Below are 25,750 nucleotides of genomic sequence, written 5' to 3'. Positions count from 1 at the left end.
AATTGGCTTAGCTATGATTAAATAATAGGGTTAGGTCGATAAGGGCAATGTTGAGGTATAGATGGATTCAATAAACTCATTAGCAGAGCAAGGCTTTAAAATATTTTGTCGGGAAATTGAGCTACGCGCCCTTAAAACTAAGGTATTCTACCCTTGCGAATATCTACTTCATCAGGGACAGGAGATCCTTGAACTCTTTTGGGTTGAGTCAGGAAAGTTCACCATAGATTATACGGCTAACAACGGACGAATATATAATCTGGGGCTTAACGTCGTCGAACATCATCTTTTTGGCGAAGTGGAATACTTAACCTCAAGTCCATGCCAATTCAATGTGAAAGCAAGTGAAATTGTTCAAACAAAAGTCTTGCCCGCGAAATTAATGACCGAGATACTTCAAGTCGATCCAAGTGTTGGAATATGGATGAGTCAGGCCCTTTCCAGCCGTTATCAGGCCGGAATGACGATGACAATGAACCGCTTTCTTCATCCACTTATCTATAATATTGCATGGGACTTTCAGCAACGCTTTATCGGTGCAAAGCCTGCAGTCAGCTTTTCTCATGTTTACAAAGAAGCTGAACGTTTTGGCTGCTCAGAGCGTGTATATAGCCGGGTTGTGAACCAACTGCTCGATATGGCACTTATAGAGAAGGTTGAGAATCAACTACATGTGAAAGATATTGAGGCGCTAACCACTTTTCTATCGATGAACCAAAGTAATAAATAGACAAAATTCTTACAATAACGAACTAACGAAAATCTGACAGTTAGCTCGCGACTCAAAGCTAGCAGCTCGCAACTCGTACCTCCTATTGACCATACCGCGTCACTTCGAAGCTATTAAGCAGACGATGGATGAGATAGCACGCCAGCAGGGTCACGACGATGGCAAATAAAACACTGTTGATCCGATATAGCGCACTGAAGAAGAAATCGTTCTCCGGTGTCAGATTTTGGCCAAACAGAATAGCCAATGTGGTAAGTGCACCGAAACCGACACCGGAACCGCCGCCCTCTTTGACATGGGTATAGCTACATAACATTAATCCTATCCACAATAGCGGTAAAACTAATTCCAGCTCTCCCGACCAGTTGTAGAGGAAAAGCAGACCAATCATGCTTACTACCACACCTAAGATGGTGCCCATGGCGCGCTTTTTTGCATATCCCAACGTCCCGTTCCAATGCATAGGATATAGCAGGAGCACGCTAGTGGCTTGAGCGGACATAGAATCACTTAAGTTAAACACCTGAAACATGAGAAACGACAGGGTTGCAATAGTGGCTCCCATCAGCATTTCATGGCGAGTCTGATTACCGCTTTTGGGCTGAGGCAGAGGTTGTGGCTCAGGTTGAGCTTTAGTTTTATCCTCAGCTATGGCACCTGTGTCGGTTTCTATATTGGGAATAAGTACCGTCATTGCGAAGGCGATCATCACACTTAAGATGCTCGCACCGATATTAGTGAAAATCAGCTCATTTAGGTCAGTGGTGGGATAACTGGCAAAGTTCAGCATAATACTTAAAGTCAGCACACCGTTAGCCCCAAATAGAAACAGACTCCCCTTGGACATGCAGGCAAATTTATATAAAAAAAGCAAGAAGACGATGATAGACATCAGCACCGGATGACCGCCAAAGAAACCACCGAATATGCCCACTTCCAGCCCGCACACAAGCGCCGAAGCCAGGCACTGCCGGGCGGCGTGGCCAGTCATTTTAGGTATCATACCCAGGAGTAAAATGGGGGTTACCGTAAAATAAACGCCGTAATTCCAGTTAAAGAATTTACACAGGAAGAAGCCGATGCCCGCTCCCGTTGCAATACGAAGACATTGGCGAATGTCATTTTCAGATAGCGTGTGATGCCATAATTTCATCATCTCTCTCCCAGAATATAGATAAATAAAAGAAATGAGTCCATCGAGACCTTTTTATCTAAAGAGCCTGAACCAGGCGCATCAGAGTACGAGTCATGGACTATTTGGAGCCGATAATGCGCTGTAGCCAGAGTGAGTTAACCCAAGGTCTTCGAATAGACTGCTATCGAATAACAGAGGTTAATAACCGAATAAATGGAATTAACAATGAGTATGTTAGTAGATATAGTGCAGGTAACTCAGCAGGTTAATTTGAACTTTTGCAAGCAGACAAAAGACGGCATTATCAGGAAGTAACTGAACCGTGGCTTGGGCTCCCGATGGCAAGATGTCGGGATAAGGAACGTCAAGATCAAGGTGCAGACGCATGCGCTGGGCATCACGAACCCATCGATTAGATTCTGTCGGCGTTGCCAGTTGGCCATTGGCATCGAACTGGCCCACGCTCACCCCCGCATCCATGCTCGAAATAAGGGCCGTATATAACTGTCCAGGTTCGCCGTCAAAGGCGACCAAAGCGCGACTGCCATTGGATGCTCGTCGTGAACTCTTCTCACGAAAATCGGCGATGATATCTATCTTTGATGAGACCAGCGCGAGCAGAGGTTGTCCGGCGCTGGCGTAGGCTCCGGCCTGAAGCTGAAGATTGGTCACTGTTCCATCTTGCTTGGCTCTGACCTGAGTGTAAGACAGGTTTAACTTTGCTTGTTTAAGCTGATTCAACGCGACGCGTAGATTCACGTTGTTTTCATCGAGTTCGCCACGACGTACCGTTAACTCTTTCAGGCGGGCTTTACTTGCCAGTAGGTTCGCTTTCGCAGCCGTCGCATCGCTTTCCAGGCTGTCTTTTTGCTGCTGTGAGACGCCATTACGATCGAACAGAGAGTTAACCCGCTTGGCATCGGCCTGCTTCTGCAGCGCTATGATGCTGCTGGCCTTGACCTCGGCCGCCGCAGCCGCCAAAGATGCATCCAGCTCTTCATTGGATTTTCGCGTCTGCTCCAGGTTTAACGCCGCTTTCTCTACGTTAAGTTGGTAGGGGGTCGAATCGATATAAAACAGGACCTCCCCTTTGCTTACCACTTGGTTATTTTTAACATTGATTGCGACGATTGGCCCATTAATCCTAGGGGCAACCTTAGTCACATCCCTGGTTGCCATCGCCTGTTGAGTCAGTGGCATGTTAAAATCGGCTAAAATAAAATATGAAAATATCATCACAAAAAGTAACATTGATATCTTTATCCAGCGTGCAAATTTTTGATCTGGTGTCATCTAATTCCTCCCCCTACTTTTCACTAATATTTAGTCTTGTTCACTTTCGTTTAGTTGTGCTAACGCGTTTTGGGCAATAAGCTCGACGGTACGTTTAAATTGGTTCAGTTCCTCTTCACTGATCCCAGTCATCAAATCTCGGCGGATCTGTAAAATACGCGCTTCCACCTTTGTGATCATGGCCTTACCTTCATCGGTCAGGCTGACAATTCGCACACGCTTATCTGTTTCACTGCTGTAACGAACGATCAGGTTTTGATCCTCTAATTGACTTAGCGTGCGCATCAAGGATGCCAGTTCGATTTCCAGGGCTTTTGCCAACGCCTTTTGACTCACGTTGTCATTGAGATTTTGCAATTTCCACAGTGCCGTCCACCGCGGATGAGTGAGCCCTAACGGAGCCAATTCCTTATCGGCTACATTTCGCCATAAGCGAGCGACCCGCCTCAACTGCTCGGCAAGAGATAATTCCTTAAGAATTTTTATATCATCAACCATAAACGCCTCAATTTAGTTAGCATGCTAAGCATTGTATATTACTTCGCACGCTAAGTAAATAGCCCGAGTATACCCAACCGATACTCGTTCCAATGCCGTGGCTCCCGGCAGCCTCATTTCGGGATGTTTATTCGCCATTTAAATGCGAAGTTAGCGCTTCGAGGTTGCAATAAATATCGGTTAAGCCATAGTGAGCCTGCAAATACGTTTATATGTCGGAGATGAAGATACAATGAGCCAAACGAATCTACTTTTGTTATGTGGTGGTGGCGGAGATGAACACGCAATTTCCCTGCTATCGGCAAACTTTTTTGAAACTTCACTCGCCGACATTACTGGGTTTAATGTTTTACGGGTTGAGCTGGATGCCGATGGCCATTATCACACCAAAGATGGCGACATTTGCGAACTGACTAACCGAAAGCAGATAAGATTCGAAGATGAAAGCAAGCGCCCCTGGCCCGTTGATTACGTGATCCCTTGCATTCATGGTTATCCCGGAGAAACCGGTGATATTCAATCCTATTTTGAACTGATCAACCTGCCCTATTTTGGCTGTGATTCAGAAGCCAGCAGAAACTGTTTTAATAAGGTCACGGCTAAGATGTGGTTCAGTGCACTTGGCATTCCTAACACCCCCTATATCTTTCTTAACGAATTTAATGACGATGCGATATCTCAAACTGAGCAGGCATTAGAGACCTGGGGCTCTGTGTTTATCAAAGCTGCTTCTCAAGGTTCATCTGTGGGTTGTTATCGTGTCGACAGCATCGATGAGCTGGCGAGCTCATTGAAGGAAGCCTTTTCCTACTCGCCTTATGTTGTGGTCGAAAAAACCATTCACGCTCGCGAGCTCGAAGTCGCTGCCTATGAGCTGGACGGTGAGATCGTTGCAACTAAGCCGGGCGAAATCATCTGTGCCAGTAATACCTTTTATACCTTCGATGAGAAATATGCCGCAGACAGTCAGGCAGAGACCAAGGTCGAAGCCGATATCAGTGATGAATTGAGCCGAGAGATCCGCGAATATGCCGTTAAGGTATTTAAGGGGATGAAACTCAGCCATCTCTCCCGCATCGACTTCTTTCTGACCGATGAGAATGAAATTCTCCTCAACGAAATTAATACCTTCCCGGGACTTACACCTATTTCGATGTTCCCTAAGATGCTGCAAAATCATGGTGATGATTTTACAGAATACTTATATTCAAATATTAAGTCACAACTGATCTAGCCTAGCGATTTTTAAGACAAAAAAGCCAGACCGAGTCTGGCTTTTTTAGCTCTATTGGAAGCCAATTAACCAGAAGCGTTCATTGAGCCATTCAACCCGGCGCAATTCCTCTTACACAACTAGAGAAATTTAAATTTTAACTCCATACTCGAGGTAGAGGCGACTCATATAGCCGTCCCGATACATAGACTTAAGGGCATTTTCTAACGCTAAAGTTTGTTCACGCGGCATCTCTTTATTACACGCCATCGCGCGCAGAGAAGTATAGAAAATCAGTTCTGGCACACCAAAATTTATCGCCTGCTTCTGCATCTGTTCCTGGGCGCTGACAAGCTCTGCCGCCCAAAGCTCTATACGTGCTCGTTTAAGCTTACGTAAATTTTGTGCACTGACCGATGCCAACTCCACATCATAACCTAAGTCTGTTAAATACTCACCGATACCACTGCCCAGAAAACTGCCGATTTTATAGGGCTTTGCATCACTTAAACTGGTCAGCGGAATAGTTTGATTGCTGCGGCTGAAAAGCCCGTACCTTGACACTAACACCGGGCTTATCCAGTGAAAGTGGGCCTCTCGTTCCTGACTTCTGGCGACCGGCAACACACAGTGACCAGGCATTCGCTCTGTAGTGACGATCGCCCTTTTCAAAGGAATAAACCTGAGTTTATAGTCGAGTGAGGTTCGTGAAAACATCTCTTTAAGCATGTCGACTAATAAGCCGTGATGAGTTTTACCTACTTTCACCGCGAATGGAGACTCTTCATAGGTTAACACCTCAATGGTCTCGGCCCTCACACTCAAGCTGATTAATAAACTCAACCCTATAGCACTCAGCCATTGGAGGCTCACATAATCGCTACTTCCAAACATTGATCGCCTCCTCATAAGAAAGTGTCTTTCCCACTTGAGTCGCGGATATTTCGCGCTTAGGCGCCCCGGGAGCATTCAGCCAGAACTCCCTCTTCGAGATTGGATTTAATTTGGGGGCGCACTTCATATCAGCCCTTTTTCCAATACGCTTCAGTCGTTTATCCACGGCGGCAGCAAAGTTATCCATCCCTTTTTGTACCGTCACCTTGCCCTCGATTATCTGTGAAATATAGTGCCACCAGTAATTTGCCAGACCCGGATAGTCGGGCACATTGGTTCCCGTAGGCGTCCATACATCTCGGCCTCTACTACGATAGAATTCGACCAAGCCCCCCAGATAAGGCGCTCTTTGCGTCATCACATCCGATTCAATATCTGACAGGCGAATAGGTGTTAATCCCACTAAGGTTTTTTTAAGTGATACGGTTTTAGATACGACAAATTGGGCATAGAGCCATGCAGCCTGCTGTCTTTCTAACGGGGTATTTTTTAACAAGGTCCATGCACCGGTATCCTGATAACCCGACTTCATCCCATCTTGCCAATATTTCCCCACCGGAGAAGGAGCGACGCGCCACTTCGGCGTGCCATCGGGATTCATCACCGGCAAGCCAGGCTTAGTGAGATCGGCGACAAATGCCGTATACCAAAATATCTGCTGGGCGATGAGCCCTTTACCCGGCCACTCTCCGGCCTGAGTGAAGTTAAGCTCGATAGACTCCTCAGGCGCAAAACGATGTAGCCAATAGATAAATTTGTCGACCGCATACACGGAAGCTGGGCCATTTAAGGCGCCACCTCGCTCGACACTCGCCCCTACCGGACGGCACTGCTCGACTCTGATCCCCCACTCATCCACCGGCAGTCCATTAGGTAACCCCTTATCTCCCACCCCCGCCATAGAGAGCCAGGCATCCGACATTCTCCAGCCAAGTGATGGATCTGTTTTTGCGTAATCCATATGCCCATAGATCCGTTTCCCTTCTATCTCTTTAACATCGTCACTGAAAAACTCGGCGATATCTTCATAGGCTTGCCAGTTCTGCGGAACCCCAAGCTCATAACCGTATCGCAATCTAAAACGTTGCTTAAAATCTTCCCGGTTAAACCAATCGTGTCTATACCAATAGAGGTTAGCAAACTGCTGATCCGGCAGTTGATATAACTTGCCATCGGGCCCTGTGGTGAATTTTAGTCCGATAAAATCTTGCAGGTCCAATGTGGGTAGAGTGACTGCCGCACCCTCGTTCTTCATAAAGTCAGATAAGGGAAGGACGGCGTTGGACCTAAAGTGGGTGCCAATCAGATCGCTGTCGTTGATGTAGGCATCGTAGAGATTTTGATGGGTAAAGATCTGCGCCGAGAGTTTATTGATGACATCATCTTCACCGGTTAATTCATGGACGACATGAATACCCGTTATTTCAAAAAATGCTTTGGCAAGTACGCTGGCTTCATACCCGTGGGTGGCTATTCGCTCCGACACCACCCGGATCTGTAAGCCGAAATAGGGCTTACTGGCCTCGACAAACCAGTTCATCTCCTGCATCTGCTCGGCTTGAGTCAGGGTTGATGGTTGAAACTCATTGGTGACCCAATACTCTGCGGACTTTAACTGAGGCTCGAACAGCGCGTGCACATCCAAGCTTAACCATGCAATGGACAGCAACAGGAGAGTGAAAAGTTTATTCTGTCGGATATCGGACACTCGCGTACTCCACTGATTGTTAAAACTAACACCAAACCTTATAACTATGGATTAACAGTTATATTTCTGTCAATCAAAGCAGAATATTTAACGGCTTTCCCCCACTCAATAAACCCTCTATGATGGGAATGTGTCTGCTTATCCTAAATAACCAGACTACAAATTTACACCTCTCATCGGCCTTTTTCAGTGGCAATAGATTCCAAATAATGAAAGGTCAACGGTTCCTGAACATTCAGCTTAAGTTTATAAAATGGTAACAGATTGAAAAATTTTGACTTTAACCTGCTAAGCGTTCTTGAAGTTCTGCTGGAGGAGCAAAGCGTCACCGCGGCGGCTGCCAGACTTCATTTGAGTCAATCGGCGGTAAGTAAACAGCTCGCCAGATTGAGACTCACCTTCGACGACCCGCTCTTCGAAAGAACGGCTTATGGTTTGAGACCCACCCCTAAGGCGATGCTACTGGCCCCGGATCTGCGACAGGTACTCAACCAAGTCGCCCAATTAACACGACCTGATGAGTTTGAGCCTGAGTTAAGCCAGAGAAAGTTCAGGCTCAATATTGTTGAAACGGCTTACTCGTTAACCTATCCGCATTTTATGCCAGCGCTATTGCAACAAGCGCCCGGTATTAAAATGGATAGTCAAACCTGGCACACCGAAAGTATGGATAAGCTACTTCGCTGCGAAATAGATCTGGGGATCGCCTGCCGGGAGTGGGATAAACGCTCGCTATTGCACATGGATAATATTCCCGATGATCTTAACTATGTAGAGCTACTGCGTGATCATCCGGTATGCCTGGTCAGTAGTAAGCATCCCCTACTGAATGAGCCCTGGAATTTAGAGACCTTTCTCAAATACCGTCACCTTCAGGTTACTTTTGGTGGTTTTGAGCATTGGTTACTCGATGATGTACTTAATCTGGAACATCAAAAGCGAGATATTGCGGTAAATTTAACGGATTTTCACAGTGCCATGCACCTATGTGAAAATAGTGAGTTACTGCTTTGTTGCCCGGCAAAATACGCCGCACAGATGAGCCATCAATTTTCGCTGACGACCTTAGATATTCCCCTGAAACTGGTACCCGGTGCTTATGTTCTACTTTGGCACAAACATTTTGATCTAGATCCAAGCCATCGCTGGCTTAGAGAGATGATCATTGAATCGGTGCAGCAAGTCCATCCAGTCTAGGGCGCTAGGCATACATTATGACCTAACGCTAAGTTCAGTGAAGCGCTACGAATAAAAAGCCTGACTTTAATATTAAAGTCAGGCTTTTAGGTTTATTGCTTCTTTTATTTTTATACCAATCGGTATAAGTGCTTACTTATCTGATGTTTTGGAGAGAATCCAAATAGAGGCCGCAGCAACCACAGCAAATCCCGCTAATATAATGACAGGCATGGCGCTGTAGCCAAGAACATGCCAAATAACATTCTCTAATGTACTCATATAGGCTCCTTATTGCCAACCGTCAACTTTGTGCATATCTGGCAGTTTATGTGCGATACCTTTATGACAATCCACACAGGTCTTTTCACCACTGGCAAGCGCTGTAGAGTGCTGCCTAACACTACGGGGGCTCTGCTCAGAGAAGTCCATATAATCAAAGTTATGACAGTTACGACACTCTAAAGAGTCGTTCTTTTTCATTCTTGCCCACTCCCTTTCGGCTAAATGAGCGCGTCGCTCCTTGAACTTCTCCGGTGTGTTAATGGTTTGAGTAACAAAATAGGCAAACAGCTCTTTAGAAGCCTGAACCTTACGCACGATTTTATCCGTCCAAGCATGAGGTACGTGACAATCTGAACAGATAGCACGAACACCAGAGCGGTTTGCGTAGTGAATAGTTTCTTGAATTTCTGCCACAATTGGCGCATGACATCCAGAACAAAACTCTTCAGTGTTTGTCGCTTCCATACCTGTGTTAAATGCACCCCAGAATATGAGTCCACCTGCAAAGCCCATAAATAGAACGATACCTACGGCGGCTTTACTCGGCCGCCTCAATATGCCCCAGAAGCCTTTTAAGGCGTTAATAATCCATTTCATATTATTACCTGCCTATTTTGTTATTGCAGTGACTTAACACGTTCGAAGGTGTTACCCACTAACGGTTTCGCATCTGATTGTGTCACGTGGCACTGCAGGCAAAAGTATCTTCTGGGGGAAACATCAGCCAACACTTCATCGTTTCGATTAGTAAAGTGAGTCACACTGATTTTAGTGGCCCCCATCTGCTTGGCATTTTTCCAGCCATGGCATGATAAACACTTATTAGCATTAAGAGAGACTTCATAGCTTCTGATGTGATGCGGGATCAGTGGTGGCTGAAACACATAACTGCTTTCAATATCCACCTGATCACGGGGTACTCTTTTCAAAGGGTCAGCGGCTCTTGTCGTTTCTAACTCAGCACTCCCGCGTAAAGACTCAACGCCACCGATGCCACGTTCCTCACTGACAGCAAAACCACTGATCAGAGTTAAGGTAATGCTCAACGTTATTAAAATTGAATTTTTCATGTTAAACCCGCCTTATCCCACTTTAGTAATTTTTATTGGACACTTTTTAAAATCTGTCTGTTTTGACAGAGGGTCAGTTGCATCTAAAATCAGCTTGTTGACTAGAATACGAGCATCGAAAAATGGAACAAACACTAAGCCTTTTGGTGGACGGTTACGACCTCTTGTCTCAACACGCACACGGACCTCACCACGTTTGTTGCTCATTAACACTTCATCGCCACGGCGAACACCATGTGACTTAGCATCATCTGGATGCATGAAACAAACAGCATCTGGAACGGCCTTGTACAGCTCAGGTACACGGCGTGTCATGGTACCTGTATGCCAATGCTCTAATACACGGCCAGTACATAACCACAGGTTAAACTCATCATCTGGTGACTCTGGTGGCGCCTCGTAAGGTGCCGAGATAATCCATGCTCTACCATCTGGCTTACCATAGAACTCAAACCCTTTACCTTTACCTACATAAGGATCTGACCCCTCTTTAAAGCGCCACTTGGTCTCTTTACCGTTGACCACTGGCCAACGTAAACCACGCTCTTGATGGTAGCGGTCGTATGGGGCTAAATCATGTCCATGGTCTCGGCCAAAGCTTGCATACTCTTCGAACATACCTTTTTGTACATAGTAACCTTGATCTTTTGCATCATCATTGAGCTCTTGCGCTTCAGATAATGGGAACTTGTTCACTTGGCCGTTTTCAAACAGCACTTCGCACATGTTTTTACCGCGTACTTCAGGCATCTTTGCAATTAGCTCTTCACTCCACACCTCTTCAATTTTGAAGCGCTTCGCAAATTCCATTATCTGCCACAGATCCGATTTAGCGTCACCTGGCGCTTTAACCTGCTGGTACCAAACCTGTGTACGGCGTTCAGCATTACCATAAGCACCCTCTTTTTCTACCCACATTGCTGTAGGAAGAATCAAGTCAGCGGCTTGTGCAGTTGCTGTGGGGTAAGGATCAGAGCAGACGATAAAATTCTCTGGATTACGGTAACCAGGTAAGCGCTCTTCGTTGATATTTGGGCCTGCCTGCATATTGTTGTTACACATGGTCCAATAAGCATTAAGCGCACCATCATTAAGCTTACGATCTTGTAAAACTGCATGGAATCCTGGCTTTGGTGGAATCGTACCTTCAGGGATCTTCCATAGCTTCTCAGCAAGCTTTCGATGCTTAGGGTTGGCAACGACCATATCTGCAGGTAAACGATGCGAGAAAGTACCCACTTCACGTGCCGTGCCACAAGCAGAAGGCTGGCCTGTGAGTGAGAATGGACCGTTTCCTGGCTCTGATATCTTACCAACAAGCAAGTGGATGTTATAAACCAGCGAGTTCATCCATACGCCACGGGTATGTTGGTTCATCCCCATAGTCCAAAGTGACATCACCTTAATCTTTGGATCGGCGAACTGCTTAGCTAAGGTCACTAGCTCATCTTCACTAAGCCCCGTCATCTCGGCAGTCTTTTCGGCTGTGTATGGCGCTACTGATTTTTTGTACTGTTCAAAGTCGATAGCTTGAACTTTACCAACGTTGGGGTTAGCAGCCTTCTTTTGTAGAGGGTGTTCATCTCTTAAACCGTAACCGATATCAGTAGTGGCTTGTTTGAAATGAGTGTGCTTATTAACAAAGTCCCAATTAACCGCATCGTTTTCAATGATGTAGTTAGCAATAAAGTTGGCTATTGCAAGGTCAGACTGTGGCTTAAAGATGTAACCTTTATCAGCAAGTTCAAATGAACGGTGATAATAGGTTGATAATACGTTCACTTTCACATGGGGATGACTTAAGCGACGATCGGTGATGCGACTCCATAAAATGGGGTGCATCTCTGCCATATTAGAGCCCCATAACACGAAGGCATCGGCTTCTTCGAAGTCATCATAACAGCCCATAGGCTCATCAATACCAAAGCTACGCATAAAGCCGCCAACAGCAGAGGCCATACAGTGACGCGCGTTAGGGTCGATGTTGTTAGAGCGAAAACCTGCTTTCATCATCTTAGATGCAGCATAGCCTTCCATTACCGTCCACTGACCAGAGCCAAACATACCCACGCTAGTCGGACCTTTCTCTTTTAACGCGGCTTTCCACTTGTCAGCCATGATATCAAAGGCTTGATCCCAGCTTACTGGAGCAAAATCACCGTTCTTATCAAATTTACCATTAGTTTGACGCAACAGCGGCTGAGTTAGCCGGTCTGAGCCATACATGATTTTTGAAAGAAAGTAACCTTTAATACAATTAAGGCCTTTATTTACAGGAGCTTCTGGGTCACCTTGGGTGGCAACAACTTTACCTTCCTGAGTACCAACAAGTACGGAGCAACCTGTACCACAGAAACGGCAAGGTGCTTTATCCCAATGAATTTTTGACTCTTGGCTTGATGCGATTAAGTTCGTTGCAGTGGCAGGAAGAGTAACACCAGCAAGCGCTGCAGCTGAAGCTGCTGCATTTGCTTTGATAAACTCACGTCTAGACATTTTCATACTTGTTCCTCGATAACATTATCGTTTTTATCAGGGGTTAGATTGCTGGTATCTGGTTCGATATCAATTTGGTGATAAACCATTGTTGCACCGAGCACACCTGGCATATCGTTTATTTTTTCAATCACGTCAGTAATAAAACCTTGTGTTTGGGTCTCTAAGACAACAACAATTTTTCCGACTTCATTGACGCCATAAATTTCGGCCTCTTCAAACGCTTCTATCAGCTTTTTCGTTGTATTTAAGTGCTCAGGGCTAACCTGGACTAGTAGGCTTGAGATATGCGCCTCAGCTAACGACATGTGGGCGTTCCTTATCTATCTGGGGAAAATACTGAAATGGCGCAGCTTGGGCAGTGGAACTCATAACAACTCCAACTTAGGGCTTATACCCTTCGCAAGGTGAGCCATCAATTCAGGCACAAATTTGATGGTTAATATGTAAAATTTCAACCAAGCGATTAACTTAACGAAAATAGTACTCGTAAGGAGATAGCAAGCTGTATACCTCTAACTTGGTAAAGCCCACACAGCTTGATTCGCATCACAATTCTCGTACAAAACTTGATGCAGATCAATAAAAGCATCTATCTATTTTAGCTTAAAATTCAAACGTTCAAATAATTACCATGATCCAAGACAAGTTTTAGCGTGATCCATATCGCAATAGCTCCCTACCAGCTAGCTAACAAGATGTAAACCTATCGCTAAATAGATACAAGACTCACAGAAAGAGCGTATGAAAATCAAGCACTCAGAACTTAGGCTGAGCTTAGACAGAGCCTTGTAATGGCTAAAACCATAGAGAAATAATCAAAATGAATGTTTTGATAAAAAGCAGAGACGAAATCGCCTGGGGGAAACAAAAAAGCGCAGAGGGGTTTTCTGCGCTTTTATTGAATAAGATAGCCGCTTGCCAGAAGCGTTTCTTACCTCTTAGCTGAGGAGAGTTATGCCTCTTTAATTCGGTTCAGAATTCGCTTTTCAGAGATAGGATAAGCCGTGCCTAACACCTGAGCAAAACAGGAAACCCGGTATTCCTCAATCATCCAACGCGCGTCGAGCAGCGCCTCGGGCGTCGCCACCGATCTGGGGATCTTAGCCAGTTGTGCCTCAAGCTCCTTTTGAACATTATTTATACTTTGCATATGGAGTCGGTCTCGATTCGGGTCAACCGGAAGCTTGTCTAATCGGTTATCGATGGCCTTCAGGTAGCGCACCATATCCGGTAGACGCTGCCAGCCACATCGCTCAACGAACCCCTTAAATACCAACTGATCCAGTTGCGTTTGAATGTCACTCATCGCAAAGGCGATATCCAGACTGATCTTGCCCTTCAAACGCTTCTTAATCTTTTGATAAAGTGTCAGTATCTCTTCGACTTTTAACGCAAGTTTGGCAGCTGTTGGATTAAGCTCCTGCCTTACCCAGTCTTTCGCCTGTTCGAAACTGGCTTGTGAACGAACATCGACGCCTTTCTCATCAAGCAACTGTTGTACTGCGGCCGCTAAAATATCGTCGATTAAAATCTGTACCTGACCAAATGGATTGAAGTACATCGCCAACTTCGCCTTATTGGGCAAGGTTTTTTGCAGATGTTTCACCGGTGAAGGAATGTTGATCAACAAGAGGCGTTGCAGACCCGAGCGGTGTGCCCGAATCGCTTCATTCTCATCATCAAATAACTTGATTGATACACTCTCTCTGTCATCGACCAGAGCAGGGAATGCTTTGACCTCAAAGTTCCCCTTCTTCTGCTGAAATTGACTCGGCAGCTCGCCAAAAGACCACTCAGTGAGATCAGATTTTTCGATCCCCGAATCCGCAACCTGGCGAATAGCATGAGAGACTTCGCCCTGTAAACTGGCTTTAAGCTGCTCAATGTCACGAGACTGAGCAACCAACTTCCCTTTATCATCTTCTACTTTGAAATTAAACAGCAGATGTTTACTCAACTGAGTAACATCGAAGTCTTCTGCACTGACACGCACACCAGTCATGCGAAGCAACTGCTTGCACATGGCATCAATTAGGCTCATCTCGAAGGGCTTCATAGCCTGCATGCAGGCTTTGGCATAGTCAGGGGCTGGAACGAAGTTACGACGAATCGCTTTAGGCAGAGATCTAATCAGTGCGACGCACTTCTCTTCTCTTAGTCCCGGAACCTGCCAATCAAAATCTACATCTTGGATCTGGTTAAGCAGGGCCACCGGCACATGAATCGCGACCCCATCATCTTCAGCCGAGGGTTCGAAATGGTAGCTCACAGATAACTTAAGGTTCCCCTGATGCCAAAAGTCCGGGAAATCTAATGCTGAGACATGACTATCACCGCGCTGCATCAACTGCTCACGTTCGAAATCTAATAGATCCGGATTCTTCTTACGTTCGAGTTTCCACCAGCTGAAAAATTTTGGCGCATTGTATATCCCGGCGGGGATACGGGGCTCATAGAAGTCCACCAAAACCTGCTCATCAACCAGGATGTCTCGGCGACGTGACTTATGCTCTAAGGTTTCAACTTCTTTGAGTAAGTTTTGATTCTTGATGAAGAAAGATTCGTTGGTTCTGAGCTCGCCATCGGCTAAGGCGCTACGAATAAAGATCTCACGAGCCTCAATAGCGTTAACCGGCCCATATTGGGTCTTACGGCGATTAACAATAGTAAGGCCATACAAAACTTGATTTTCAAGGGCGACAACACTGCCCTGCTTAGCTTCAAAATGAGGCTCAAGGTAATTTTTCTTAACCAGATGTCCGGCTAACGGCTCGATCCATTCAGGTTGGATTTTGGCACAACAGCGGGCAAACAGACGCGAGGTTTCGGTGAGTTCTGCAGCCATGATCCATTTTGGTCCCTTCTTCGCCAGTGGCGAGCCGGGAAACACAAAGAATTTACGATTACGTGCACCTAAGTATTCGTTGTCTTTATCTTTAAAGCCCACATGGCTGAGCAAGCCTGTCAGCAAGGATTTATGCAGTAGTTCATAATCGGCAGGCTCGGTATTGAGACGCCATTTAAGGTCATGTACCGCCTGTTTCAGCTGAACGTAGAGATCTTGCCACTCACGTACCCGCAGGTAGGCAAGAAACTCCTTCTTACACTGCTTCCTGAATTGGCTGGAGGAATATTGCTTCTGCTGAACTTTAAGGTGGTCCCACAGGTTAACGAAAGAGACGAAGTCAGAGTTTTTGTCACTGTGCTTCTTGTGGACTTCATCCGCCGCCTGCTTCTTATCCATCGGACGTTCGCGTGGATCTTGTATCGACAACGCCGAGGTGATGACGAGCGCCTCATGCAGACAGCCATTTTGATTAGCCTGGATCACCATCCGCGCCAGACGTGGATCCACAGGGATATGAGCCAACTGCTTACCCAGTGGTGTTAATCCTAAACGACCTTTGGCTTTCTGAACGGCTTCCAACTCTTCGAGCAGCAGAAAACCATCCCGAATGTAACGCTGATCCGGTGGCTGAATAAATGGAAATGCTTCGATGTCACCAAGACCAATCGAAAGCATTTTAAGGATAACGGATGCGAGATTAGTACGCAGGATCTCAGGATCGGTAAATTCCGGACGACCGGTAAAATCGTCCTCGGCGTAAAGCCGAATACAGATCCCCGGTGCCACACGGCCACAACGCCCCTGCCTCTGGTTGGCACTGGCTTGTGAGATGGGCTCAATCGGCAGACGCTGAACCTTAGTGCGATAACTGTAACGGCTGATGCGCGCCGTACCGGGATCGATAACGTATCGAATGCCGGGGACCGTCAAGGAGGTTTCCGCCACGTTGGTGGCCAATACGATACGGCGACCCACATGGCTCTTAAACACTTTCGATTGCTCGCCGTAAGAGAGGCGCGCATAGAGAGGTAATATCTCGGTATCGCGATATTGACGTCGGTTTAACTGATCGGCCACATCGCGAATTTCACGCTCGCCGTTCATAAAGATGAGAATGTCACCCGGCCCTTCCGCTGTCAGTTCGTCGACCGCTTCGAATATCCCTTCGGTAAGGTCCAGATCTTCATCACTATCACGCACCAGCGGCCTGAACCGGGTCTCAACCGGATAGGTGCGCCCCGATACCTCGATGATAGGGGCATCGCCGAAGTGCTTTGAAAACTTATCGAGATCGATGGTTGCCGAGGTGATGATAACCTTAAGGTCCGGACGCTTCTTCAGGACCTCTTTCAGGTAGCCTAAGATGAAGTCGATATTGAGGCTACGCTCATGGGCTTCATCTATGATGATGGTGTCGTACTGGTCTAAGAACTTATCGTTGGTGAGTTCGGCCAGCAAGATACCGTCGGTCATCAACTTGATATAGGAGTCGCTATTGATAGCATCGGCAAATCGGACTTTAAAACCAACGGCCTCGCCCAGCGGGCTCTTTAGCTCATCGGCTACGCGACTGGCGACACTTCTGGCTGCCAATCGTCTTGGTTGAGTATGACCAATCAAGCCACGGCAACCTAGACCCAACTCGAGACAAATTTTTGGTAATTGAGTCGTTTTGCCCGATCCCGTTTCACCGGCAATAATAACCACCTGGTGACCCGCAATCGCCCTGGCAATCTCTTCACGTTTTTGTGAGATGGGCAGGCTTTCCGGATAGCTTATGTCCGGACGCCCTTGACGCCTCCGCTCTACCTTCTCAAAAGCTTCAACCGCTTGCGCTTCAAGCTTCTCGAGTGTGAGACGTTTCTTATCTGAATCGGCCTCTTTATTGAGCCTGTAAAGGCGCCGTCTTATACGAGAAGCATCGGATTGATAACACTGTTTTAGATAAGCATTCGATAGAGGGTGTTGTTGCGAACTCAAGTCCAGATTCCATTACCAGGATCAAAAAAGGGATCCTAGCAAGGATAAGAGGTTATTGGTATGGATAATTTTGGTTAATACCAATTGCATTAAGTACCTGACCATTCAGCGAGAATTCAAAGCTCTGTAGGCAAGTAGGATGATTGAAGCTAATAGTTATTCTATATCGAAAGCATCCAGTGCAGCATAAAGGGCTTTGAAACTCGCACTAAGTGAGCCCCTCAGGCTTTCCACTTCTGCTTTGCATTGACTTGAAAGGGAGTAACCATTTCCTCATCAATGCGCCTTGAATTGCAAATCCTGAGGGGCTCTGAATTGGTTAATTATTTAATGCAACTGGTATAATTAGCACAATGAAACAGCCCCTTCAGCTTGATGGATCAATCGGGCTCAACTCCCTCCAGATTGTATTGGGCTAAAATATCTTGAATGACGCCTGCCTGTTGTAACTTCATAAAACCGTTATTGAAGCGCTCTACCAGCTCCTTGTCGGCATGCTTACGGCCAAAGCCGATATAATAGTACAACTCTTCATTCGGGCCGGCATAACGAACATTTTTCAAATTATTATTAACAATTAATGTATTACCGACATCTCTATTGGAGTAGATCATCTCTATGTTTCGACCTTCATTATCTAGCATCTTAAACACCAGATTATTGTCATGGATCCCCTGAATACTGATAGGTTTAAGGTTTGACTCAATCATCTGCTGACGGATTTTAGTTAGATGGCTAAAGGTATTAGAAGATTCCAATACACCGACTCTAGCCCCGGCTAGGTCTGAGAGTGACAGATAATCTAGCGGGTTAGATCTGTTAACGAAGAATCCATACTGAGTTTTTAAAAGTGGAGGTGAAAAAGATAGCCATTGAGCTCGTTTATTATTCCATCCTATCACCAGCATTGCTTGCACATGCCCCCGCCTGACTTTAAATTGCGATCGTTTCCAGGGTAAGAGTTCGATGGGACAACTTATCTCTATCTCGCTGCATGTTTGACGCACAATATCGATAGCCGCTCCCGATAGGGTCCCGCCACTTTCATAACTAAAAGGAGGAAAGTCATGAGTGACAAACTTAAGCTCAGCTCCCTCTGCTGGCAATAACAGATTGATCATCAGAAATAGAAGAACATGAAGTTTGTTCATCATAGTCCTTAACACCACCGACTTTGACAATCCTTTCAAAAGAGGCTTTCGTAATTATTCAATGCGCAGGTCCAAGCATCATTAATTATGACAATGAGGAGAGGTCATTTTCCTCACCTTTCATCTAGCATAGCTTGGTATATCAGAGTTTGCCCTGACCGGATCACCTAACTAGCTCGCCACGACCAGAGAACTCACTAACCTATGAGTTTAAAAATTGTGGACAAAAGGTAGATTTGAGATATCGAGTGGGCGTTTAAATAAGGTGCTGCGAGCTAGCCCTAAAAAGAGCCGCTGTCGTCGGTCATACCTGAAATAGGGTTAACTCGCTATACCACAAGGTGCAGCGAGCCCCCTAGCTGAAAAAGTGAAGCTTAGTAATATTAGTGATGCTCGTGATATTCGTATGAAAAGAGCCTAAGCCGGGGCGAGATAGCATTGCTGCATATACTTATTGATGGCATTAAGTACATCGGTGCGATTTATAGTGCCAATCACCTTGCCCTCTTCTACTACCGGGTAAACTTTCGGTTTAGGCCCCAACATCTGTTCGGCCAGTCGTAAAACGCTGTCGTCTGGCGATACCCAGAGCACATCGCTGCGCATGCAGTCATTTACATTAGCCACTAAGTCACAGTGGTAACTGCTTTTTAGCATCACTGACATGCAGTCCTGTTGAGACAGGAAACCAACGAGCTGACCCGAAGCGTCCACAACGGGTGCTCCTAGTTTTTTCTTCTCTAATAACGCGTCGACCGCAGCAGCCAACGACATTTCGGGTGTAAGCAGCACGGGTTGACGGTCCATATATTCGGTAACTTTGATTGAATCCATTTTCTTCCCCTGTGGTTTATCTTAACTTCAGTTTACATAAGAAATTAACAAACTGTATATAAAATATTCGATAAGGCTAATCTAAATAATTAATTTTGTTGGGTTAGTGTAATAAATAACAAATAGACCAAGGGGTTAACATTTTAAAAACACTTATCACATGCATCTTTTGTTCACTCAAAAAAACAAGAACTTCTCCTTTAAACCACTAGATTTACTGATTTTTATTAATGTGAGCACCAACTAGTAAACTTTCAAGATGAGACATTTTGACCCACATTAAAGAGGAAAGATGATCTAGTTCATATTGATGAAATCTAATGCACGACTTTCGTCTCAAGCACGATAAAGCTTGATGTGAGTCAATATTCTTCATTTTTTTAGGCATAGACTTGTTGCTGCAAAGTGAGCAAAAACAATTCAACTCCATAACAACAACAAAGGTTTAACATGGACACACATGCAGCCCTATATCGACAGGGACAGGCGCGTTTGGATATGCTGCGCCAGCTCAAATCCCGAGACGGACAGTCATTAACTAGCAAAATGAAAGAACATGGCATCACACGCCGTGACTTTATGAAGTGGAGCGCATCTGTAACAGCGATGCTTGCACTTCCCCTTCCATTCAGTACGCTTGTCGCGGAAGCCGCGGAACTTGCCGATAGAGTACCGTTAATCTGGTTACACATGGCCGAGTGCACAGGTTGTTCTGAGTCTTTAATAAGAACCGATACGCCTAATCTGGATTCTCTTATCTTCGATCATGTTTCATTGGAATACCATGAAACCTTGATGGCCGCCGCAGGCTGGCAAGCTGAAGAGAACCTGGAACATGCAATGGAGGCCTACAAAGGCCAATATCTTCTTGCAGTAGAAGGCGCAGTTCCTACAGCAAACAACGGTGCTTACCTAACCGTAGGTTGTAAAGGTCACACTGGCCTTGAAATCGTCAAGCATGCTGCCGAAGGCGCTGCAGCGATTATTTCTGTCGGTACCTGTGCAGCTTTCGGTGGTATTCAAGCAGCCTCGCCTAACCCAACGGGTGCAAAAGGCATACATGAAGTAGTCGACAAGACAGTGATTAACTTGGGTGGTTGTCCTCCAAGTGAGAAGAACATTGTCGGAACACTGATGTATTTCATCATGTTTGGCAAACTTCCTGCTCTCGATATGTTCAATCGTCCTAAATGGGCTTACGGTGCACGTGTACACGATAACTGTGAACGTCGTGGCCGTTTCGATGCAGGTGAGTTCGTCGAAGAGTTTGGTGACCAAGGTGCTAAAGAGGGCTACTGCCTCTATAAGGTAGGTTGTAAGGGTCCTTATACCTATAACAACTGCCCTACCGAAAGATTTAACCATCATACCAGTTGGCCAGTGCTTGCAGGACATGGTTGTATGGGCTGCTCAGAGCCAAATTTCTGGGATGATATGGCTGACTTTGAGAAGCCACTTGGCAGACAACTCCTCCATGGAATTGATGCAACTGCGGACACCGTAGGTGCCGTTATTCTTGGAGCAACTGCAGTGGGTATTGGCGCCCATGCCGTTACCAGCATTTTCGCCAAGCCACTGGAGGAGTAATCAATGAGTAAGCGTGTAGTAATCGATCCCATTACCCGTATTGAGGGTCACTTGCGCGTCGAAGTCGAAGTCGACGAAAACAATGTAATTAACAAAGCTTGGTCATCTTCTACTCTTTGGCGCGGCATCGAAGTCATCCTTAAGGGTCGTACCCCTATGGATGTCGGACTGATCGTACAGAGAATTTGTGGTGTTTGTACTTATTCTCATTACCGTGCCGGTATTGAAGCAGTTGAAAATGCATTAGGAACTGAGATCCCTCTTAATGCGAAATATCTGCGTTCATTGATGCAGACATCACTGTATATGCATGACCATATCGTTCATTTCTATCACCTACATGGTTTGGACTGGGTAGATGTCGTATCTGCACTGAGTGCCGATCCTGCTGCTGCGGCGCAAGAAGCGCTCAAGTATACCGCCAATCCTATTTCAGCCGGTGAAGGTGAACTACGTGCCGTACAAGAGCGCGTTAAAGGTTTCGTTGAAACTGGTAAGCTTGGCCCATTCGCTAACGCGTATTGGGGTAATGGCACTTACAAGTTTACACCTGAGCAAAACCTGATCGCCCTATCTCACTACCTTAAGGCACTGGAAGTTCAACGTGTCGCGGCAGAGATGTTGGCTATCTTCGGTGGTAAGTCTCCACATCCACAATCTTTGGTTGTTGGTGGTGTGACTTCGGTTCGAGATATGTTGAGCCCTGCGCGTCTTCAGGAATGGAAGCAGAAGCATGCTATCGTGACTGACTTCATCCACCGTGCCTATAAAGCCGACATCGTTATGGCTGCAGCAGCGTTCGGTGGTGAACCTAGTGTACTTGGTGGCGTAAACGTGAAGAACTTCATGGCTACCAACGACTTCGTATTGGCCGATGGTCAGTACATGTTTGATCAGGGTGTGATCATGAACGGCGATCTTGCCGGTGTGACCGACATTAACCCAGATCTCATCAAGGAAGACGTGACCCACGCCTGGTACAAAGCCGACGGCGCACAGCATCCGTATGACGGAACAACGGTTCCAGACTACACAGGTTTTGTTGAGCGTGACACAGTCTACGGTAAGCTACCTACCCTTGATGGTGACGGTAAGTACTCTTGGGTTAAGTCTCCACGTTATGACGATGAGCCAATGGAAGTGGGACCACTTGCAAGTTTGCTAGTGAGTTACGCTAAAGGCAACAAGGTTGTTGTTGACTCGGTCAATGGTCTGCTTGAAGCCACTGGTTTGCCTATTGAAGCCCTGTTCACGACCTTAGGCCGTACTGCGGCGCGTATGTTACAGACTGTAATTGTCGCCGAAGAGGGTCTGAAGACGTTCGATGCGATGCTTGTCAACATGCAATCTGATGAGTCTACCTACGTTAAACCTGTAATGGATTCCAGTCAGGAGTACGTTGGACACTCGATGATCGAAGCGCCTCGCGGCATGCTAAGTCACTGGATACGTATTAAAGGCGGTCTTGTAGAGAACTATCAAGCCGTAGTACCGACAACCTGGAACGCAGGTCCCGTCGATGCCAACGGAAAGATGGGTCCTTATGAAGCTTCTTTGATTGGTCTGAAGTTGGAAGATCCAACTAAACCACTGGAAGTCATACGAATCATTCACTCATTTGACCCTTGTATGGCTTGTTCTGTACATGTTATGGACTTTAAGGGACAAGAGTTGGGTGAATTCCGTATCGATCCCAACGGCCAATAATCACTAAGGGAGGGATAGCAAAATGAATCATTCTGCGACCCATACTAGAGACTTGATCTTCAGCCCTGCGATCCGGATTTTTCACTGGCTCCGGGCACTGTCGATACTCGTTCTGGTTATCACAGGATTTTATATATCTTGGCCATTTTTAGTGGCACCTGAAACTAATGATATTCAGGTTCAGAGCTATATCCGCTTTGCTCACTTAGTGTTTGGCTTTGCGTTAACGGCCATCACCCTGGTGCGCTTTTACCTCTTCTTCTTCGGCAAGAGCGACATTGAACGTCGATCTTTCCGAGATGTGTCGAGTGTAAGTAGCTGGGTAAAAAACTTGAAATCATACTTATGGATGGGACACCTGAATAAAGCGGGTGTCTATGGACCATTACAGTTCACAACCTATGTATTGATCTCGTTGATGGCTCTGATTATCTGTATCACTGGCCTGGTACTGTACGCCAACGTCTACCACCTTGGAATGGGTGGCATGATGTGGGATGCAGCAGCTTGGATCACCGCACAGATGGGTGGACTGGCACAAGTAAGAATTTGGCATCACTACCTTACTTGGGTATTTATCATCTTCGTTCTTGTGCACGTATACATGGCCGTATGGTCAGGTATCAGGTTCAAGCATAACTCTGTAGATTCAATTGTCTCTGGTTATGATTACCACAAGAAGCACTAGTAGATATTGTAGTAATTAAGCAATATCAGGGTACGCCGATGTTTTTATCGGCGTACTTTTATTATTTTTAGACCATTATTATCTGATCACTGTATTTTCATGGATAGAAAGTGGTGTTAAAAGCAGGTATAAACCTTACTTATCGATGATGATAGTCACTAACAACAAGGCAAGGTTTTAATGAAGGTATTGCTACTAGGTATTGGCAATGTCCTGTACGCAGATGAAGGTATCGGTGTACATTTCGTCAATTATATCGCTGAAAATTATAAATTCAGCCATGAGAGTGACCAGCTGGATATTACAGATGGTGGCACCCTCGCCCAAGGTTTAATCCCGATTATCTGTCAATATGACTACTTAATCGTGGTCGATACCGTAAATGCCCATGATGTCGAACCCGGACAGGTCTATTTCTTCGATTTCGATAAGGCCCCGGCAGAGATCGACTGGCAAGGCAGTGCTCACGAAGTTGAAATGCTGCAAACATTGAACATGATGGATATGGTAGGCGATCGTCCTAAAACCTATATCTTAGGTGTCACTCCAACTGTACTGGAGCCGATGACATTAGGTTTAACCCCTATGGTAGAAGCTGCCGTTCCTTTGATGGAAAAAACACTTTTAGCACATCTTAATCAGCTTAATTTCAGCTGTGAACGAATCAACGAAACAGATATCAATACCTTAATCCCCGAGTCATACAAACGCGGTGTTAATTATAATGAAGAATATTAGGTTTGAATTTACCTGTTCGAAACAGGTTCCCCTTTATGCGCACCTGTGTAATCAATATCTTAATCATGACCAGCTGAATATCACTGTAGGTTATCAGGAGCAGGTCTATTTTATCGAGGCCCAGGGTGAGTTAAAGGAACTTGAATCCCTCGCCGATGCAATTGCACAAGATTTCCTTATTTCTGTGTGGCTAACAGATTCACGCATATCTCTGATAGATTCACGTATGGGTAGCCATCAACTATTACCCGATGCCAAGGTAGAGCAGGAATTTTGTCAACAGTGCCTGCCACTGTTCGGTGATAACCAATCTCCTCTGTTCGGCGATATCTCCTTGAAGTGCGACTGTTGCCATGGCCGAACCCGTCTCCATGAAAAGCATTTGGGCCTCTCCTATACCGATATTGTTTCAATTGCAGATTCCTTACTGAGAGATGGCGAAGCTCAACTTCCAAATAAAGATACCATCACATTCAGTCTTTCACCTTTAAGCAATACGGGCCGGGATAAGCTACTTATCTGTAATCCCAATACTCTCAACGCCCAGTTCCACCTCAAAGATCATCAAATCTTAGCCCTGTCGAGCATTGAAAAGCCATTAATCACCGCCCGCCCGGTTAACGATCACCCAAAACTGGATGCGCCTCTTTACGATATCTGCTTTGCCTATAATCGCGCCGTGGTCGTTCTGTGTGAAATATTAAGGCAGAAAGGGATCGATTGGGTCTACTTTCATGCCGACAATCTCAGCAAACCTATGGTTTGGATCCAATCGGCATGGAGTAAAATATCCAGTGAAATCGACAATAACGACCCCGTTGTCGTTTTAGAAAATGCCCCGGAACCTCTGCACGATGAGGCGAGTTTCAATGGCGTAGTCGCAAGGTGGAAGAAGGGACTGATCAACTGTTCTCAGTCGGATACAGAAGGAACTGGTGGCGAAAGAAGCGACGCCGGGATCTGTGCCCTTCACGCAGGAAATCTTGAGAGTGGTCAGTTTAAAAATAGCGCTGTGATCTACTTTAGCCAGGAGCAGACTGGCCAGATTGTGACTCAAGACAGAGATCAAAAATCTGAGTTATTCTTCTCTCTGCCAGCGCTTCCGACCACAGGTTATGACATCTACCATCACCTGGAACAGAGCCCGCAACGTGGCGTGGTTGAAAAGTTTAAACAGAAATATCCGGATGATTACCTCAGACTTCTGGATCTGAATTTAGCCTCGCCAACGGATAACCTACAGAGCCTTTGGGCTATTGCGGCGATCATCCTTGGGCTGCCAACCAAGGCCTTGACTAAAGATGCACTTTCCGATGCCTTAATCAGTTGCGCCATGGCTCACAGAGGGTCTAACTCACCTAGAATCGATTATCCCCTCACTAAAGGTGAAGCACATCGAAGCTTGAACTGGTGTAAAACATTGGGGTCACTGATAAGTTTCCGATTAGCCGATGATAGAGACTCATATAAGCTAGCATTCGGTATGCAGGATTCACTGGCCGACTTTTTGGCGAACTGGATTGAACATCTGGATCTTAATATTGGGGTCAATTCGGTCATATTAGCCGGTAGTGAATTTGCCAACGAAGTGCTAACTCAAAGGTTATCTCTGAGACTCGGTAAAAATTTCCCTCTGAAAATCAATCATAGACTGGATCTCGATGGTAACAACCTTGCCGTTGGCGGGCTTTACCTTAAAAAGCGAAGACAGTAGCC

The 25,750-nt window shown here is 45.9% G+C and carries 21 protein-coding genes; 8 read left to right on the top strand and 13 right to left on the bottom strand.

Annotation, left to right across the window (positions count from 1 at the left end):
- Positions 1–61 precede the first annotated feature (61 nt).
- Positions 62–730 (top strand): Crp/Fnr family transcriptional regulator, encoded by a 669-nt coding sequence (locus SSED_RS09990; protein WP_012142270.1) that lies wholly within the window; start codon positions 62–64, stop codon positions 728–730.
- 82 nt (positions 731–812) lie between these two features.
- Here the strand turns inward: SSED_RS09990 and SSED_RS09985 are convergent, their stop codons facing one another.
- The 3 genes from SSED_RS09985 to SSED_RS09975 form a co-directional block, all read right to left on the bottom strand.
- The gene (locus SSED_RS09985) at positions 813–1,883 is read right to left on the bottom strand and encodes a DUF2955 domain-containing protein (RefSeq protein ID WP_041421628.1); all 1,071 of its coding nucleotides are present in this window, start codon (positions 1,881–1,883) and stop codon (positions 813–815) included.
- Between the two features lie 216 nt (positions 1,884–2,099).
- Positions 2,100–3,158 carry an HlyD family secretion protein gene (locus tag SSED_RS09980; RefSeq protein WP_012142268.1) on the bottom strand — a complete coding sequence of 353 codons (1,059 nt, stop codon included), beginning with the start codon at positions 3,156–3,158 and terminating at the stop codon, positions 2,100–2,102.
- Between the two features lie 30 nt (positions 3,159–3,188).
- Positions 3,189–3,656, bottom strand: a complete 468-nt coding sequence (locus SSED_RS09975; protein WP_012142267.1) for a MarR family transcriptional regulator — start codon at positions 3,654–3,656, stop codon at positions 3,189–3,191.
- Between the two features lie 232 nt (positions 3,657–3,888).
- Between SSED_RS09975 and SSED_RS09970 the strand changes: the two genes are divergently transcribed.
- Positions 3,889–4,890: a D-alanine--D-alanine ligase gene (locus tag SSED_RS09970; RefSeq protein WP_012142266.1), complete on the top strand. Its 1,002-nt coding sequence runs from the start codon at positions 3,889–3,891 to the stop codon at positions 4,888–4,890.
- 129 nt (positions 4,891–5,019) lie between these two features.
- Here the strand turns inward: SSED_RS09970 and SSED_RS09965 are convergent, their stop codons facing one another.
- Entirely contained in the window at positions 5,020–5,763 is a 744-nt protein-coding gene (locus tag SSED_RS09965) for a substrate-binding periplasmic protein (RefSeq protein WP_012142265.1), read from the bottom strand.
- On the bottom strand, positions 5,750–7,471 hold the full coding sequence (locus SSED_RS09960; protein WP_012142264.1) for an ABC transporter substrate-binding protein: 1,722 nt from the start codon (positions 7,469–7,471) through the stop codon (positions 5,750–5,752). Before SSED_RS09960 ends, SSED_RS09965 begins: the two co-directional genes overlap by 14 nt.
- A 264-nt stretch (positions 7,472–7,735) precedes the next feature.
- Here SSED_RS09960 and SSED_RS09955 point away from each other — a divergent pair, with 264 nt between their 5' ends.
- Positions 7,736–8,668, top strand: coding sequence for a LysR family transcriptional regulator (locus SSED_RS09955; protein WP_012142263.1), 933 nt, complete (start codon positions 7,736–7,738; stop codon positions 8,666–8,668).
- Between the two features lie 132 nt (positions 8,669–8,800).
- On the opposite strand, the gene SSED_RS23990 is transcribed toward SSED_RS09955, so the two are convergent.
- The 8 genes from SSED_RS23990 to SSED_RS09920 all read right to left on the bottom strand — a co-directional run bounded on the left by SSED_RS23990 (position 8,801) and on the right by SSED_RS09920 (position 19,314).
- Complete coding sequence (locus SSED_RS23990) at positions 8,801–8,929, bottom strand: TIGR02808 family protein (RefSeq protein ID WP_012142262.1); 129 nt, start codon at positions 8,927–8,929, stop codon at positions 8,801–8,803.
- 9 nt (positions 8,930–8,938) lie between these two features.
- On the bottom strand, positions 8,939–9,529 hold the full coding sequence (locus SSED_RS09950) for a NapC/NirT family cytochrome c (protein WP_012142261.1): 591 nt from the start codon (positions 9,527–9,529) through the stop codon (positions 8,939–8,941).
- Between the two features lie 20 nt (positions 9,530–9,549).
- On the bottom strand, positions 9,550–10,002 hold the full coding sequence (locus SSED_RS09945) for a nitrate reductase cytochrome c-type subunit (protein ID WP_012142260.1): 453 nt from the start codon (positions 10,000–10,002) through the stop codon (positions 9,550–9,552).
- A gap of 12 nt (positions 10,003–10,014) precedes the next feature.
- Positions 10,015–12,504, bottom strand: a complete 2,490-nt coding sequence (gene napA, locus SSED_RS09940) for a periplasmic nitrate reductase subunit alpha (protein WP_012142259.1) — start codon at positions 12,502–12,504, stop codon at positions 10,015–10,017.
- Positions 12,501–12,806: a chaperone NapD gene (locus SSED_RS09935; RefSeq protein ID WP_012142258.1), complete on the bottom strand. Its 306-nt coding sequence runs from the start codon at positions 12,804–12,806 to the stop codon at positions 12,501–12,503. The genes napA and SSED_RS09935 overlap by 4 nt, the downstream gene beginning before the upstream one ends.
- A 647-nt stretch (positions 12,807–13,453) precedes the next feature.
- On the bottom strand, positions 13,454–17,335 hold the full coding sequence (hrpA, locus tag SSED_RS09930; RefSeq protein WP_041421627.1) for an ATP-dependent RNA helicase HrpA: 3,882 nt from the start codon (positions 17,333–17,335) through the stop codon (positions 13,454–13,456).
- A 374-nt stretch (positions 17,336–17,709) separates the two neighbouring features.
- Positions 17,710–18,483, bottom strand: a complete 774-nt coding sequence (locus SSED_RS09925; protein ID WP_041421626.1) for a substrate-binding periplasmic protein — start codon at positions 18,481–18,483, stop codon at positions 17,710–17,712.
- 414 nt (positions 18,484–18,897) lie between these two features.
- Positions 18,898–19,314, bottom strand: coding sequence for a CBS domain-containing protein (locus tag SSED_RS09920; protein ID WP_012142255.1), 417 nt, complete (start codon positions 19,312–19,314; stop codon positions 18,898–18,900).
- A gap of 450 nt (positions 19,315–19,764) precedes the next feature.
- On the opposite strand from SSED_RS09920, the gene hyaA reads away from it, so the two are divergent.
- The 5 genes from hyaA to SSED_RS09895 all read left to right on the top strand — a co-directional run bounded on the left by hyaA (position 19,765) and on the right by SSED_RS09895 (position 25,748).
- Positions 19,765–20,901 (top strand): nickel-dependent hydrogenase small subunit, encoded by a 1,137-nt coding sequence (gene hyaA, locus SSED_RS09915; protein ID WP_012142254.1) that lies wholly within the window; start codon positions 19,765–19,767, stop codon positions 20,899–20,901.
- A gap of 3 nt (positions 20,902–20,904) precedes the next feature.
- Positions 20,905–22,608, top strand: coding sequence for a nickel-dependent hydrogenase large subunit (gene hyaB, locus SSED_RS09910; protein ID WP_012142253.1), 1,704 nt, complete (start codon positions 20,905–20,907; stop codon positions 22,606–22,608).
- A gap of 22 nt (positions 22,609–22,630) precedes the next feature.
- Positions 22,631–23,296 carry a Ni/Fe-hydrogenase, b-type cytochrome subunit gene (gene cybH, locus SSED_RS09905; RefSeq protein WP_012142252.1) on the top strand — a complete coding sequence of 222 codons (666 nt, stop codon included), beginning with the start codon at positions 22,631–22,633 and terminating at the stop codon, positions 23,294–23,296.
- A 180-nt stretch (positions 23,297–23,476) separates the two neighbouring features.
- Positions 23,477–24,034, top strand: a complete 558-nt coding sequence (locus SSED_RS09900) for a HyaD/HybD family hydrogenase maturation endopeptidase (RefSeq protein WP_012142251.1) — start codon at positions 23,477–23,479, stop codon at positions 24,032–24,034.
- Complete coding sequence (locus SSED_RS09895) at positions 24,021–25,748, top strand: hypothetical protein (protein WP_012142250.1); 1,728 nt, start codon at positions 24,021–24,023, stop codon at positions 25,746–25,748. The genes SSED_RS09900 and SSED_RS09895 overlap by 14 nt, the downstream gene beginning before the upstream one ends.
- Positions 25,749–25,750 lie beyond the last annotated feature (2 nt).

Source organism: Shewanella sediminis HAW-EB3 (assembly GCF_000018025.1).
In the GTDB taxonomy this organism is placed as follows: Bacteria; Pseudomonadota; Gammaproteobacteria; order Enterobacterales; family Shewanellaceae; genus Shewanella; species Shewanella sediminis.
This window is presented reverse-complemented; position numbering and strand designations above follow the sequence as displayed.

Excerpts from the sequence above, each read along its gene's own strand:
- SSED_RS09990 (WP_012142270.1), top strand. The coding sequence starts at position 62 with ATGGATTCAATAAACTCATTAGCAGAGCAAGGCTTTAAAATATTTTGT.
- cybH (WP_012142252.1), top strand. The coding sequence starts at position 22,631 with ATGAATCATTCTGCGACCCATACTAGAGACTTGATCTTCAGCCCTGCG.
- napA (WP_012142259.1), bottom strand. The coding sequence starts at position 12,504 with ATGAAAATGTCTAGACGTGAGTTTATCAAAGCAAATGCAGCAGCTTCA.
- SSED_RS09975 (WP_012142267.1), bottom strand. The coding sequence starts at position 3,656 with ATGGTTGATGATATAAAAATTCTTAAGGAATTATCTCTTGCCGAGCAG.
- SSED_RS09945 (WP_012142260.1), bottom strand. The coding sequence starts at position 10,002 with ATGAAAAATTCAATTTTAATAACGTTGAGCATTACCTTAACTCTGATC.
- SSED_RS09925 (WP_041421626.1), bottom strand. The coding sequence starts at position 18,483 with ATGATGAACAAACTTCATGTTCTTCTATTTCTGATGATCAATCTGTTA.
- SSED_RS09895 (WP_012142250.1), top strand. The coding sequence starts at position 24,021 with ATGAAGAATATTAGGTTTGAATTTACCTGTTCGAAACAGGTTCCCCTT.
- SSED_RS23990 (WP_012142262.1), bottom strand. The coding sequence starts at position 8,929 with ATGAGTACATTAGAGAATGTTATTTGGCATGTTCTTGGCTACAGCGCC.
- SSED_RS09985 (WP_041421628.1), bottom strand. The coding sequence starts at position 1,883 with ATGAAATTATGGCATCACACGCTATCTGAAAATGACATTCGCCAATGT.
- hyaA (WP_012142254.1), top strand. The coding sequence starts at position 19,765 with ATGGACACACATGCAGCCCTATATCGACAGGGACAGGCGCGTTTGGAT.
- SSED_RS09935 (WP_012142258.1), bottom strand. The coding sequence starts at position 12,806 with ATGTCGTTAGCTGAGGCGCATATCTCAAGCCTACTAGTCCAGGTTAGC.
- SSED_RS09920 (WP_012142255.1), bottom strand. The coding sequence starts at position 19,314 with ATGGATTCAATCAAAGTTACCGAATATATGGACCGTCAACCCGTGCTG.
- SSED_RS09970 (WP_012142266.1), top strand. The coding sequence starts at position 3,889 with ATGAGCCAAACGAATCTACTTTTGTTATGTGGTGGTGGCGGAGATGAA.
- SSED_RS09900 (WP_012142251.1), top strand. The coding sequence starts at position 23,477 with ATGAAGGTATTGCTACTAGGTATTGGCAATGTCCTGTACGCAGATGAA.
- SSED_RS09965 (WP_012142265.1), bottom strand. The coding sequence starts at position 5,763 with ATGTTTGGAAGTAGCGATTATGTGAGCCTCCAATGGCTGAGTGCTATA.
- SSED_RS09980 (WP_012142268.1), bottom strand. The coding sequence starts at position 3,158 with ATGACACCAGATCAAAAATTTGCACGCTGGATAAAGATATCAATGTTA.
- hyaB (WP_012142253.1), top strand. The coding sequence starts at position 20,905 with ATGAGTAAGCGTGTAGTAATCGATCCCATTACCCGTATTGAGGGTCAC.
- SSED_RS09950 (WP_012142261.1), bottom strand. The coding sequence starts at position 9,529 with ATGAAATGGATTATTAACGCCTTAAAAGGCTTCTGGGGCATATTGAGG.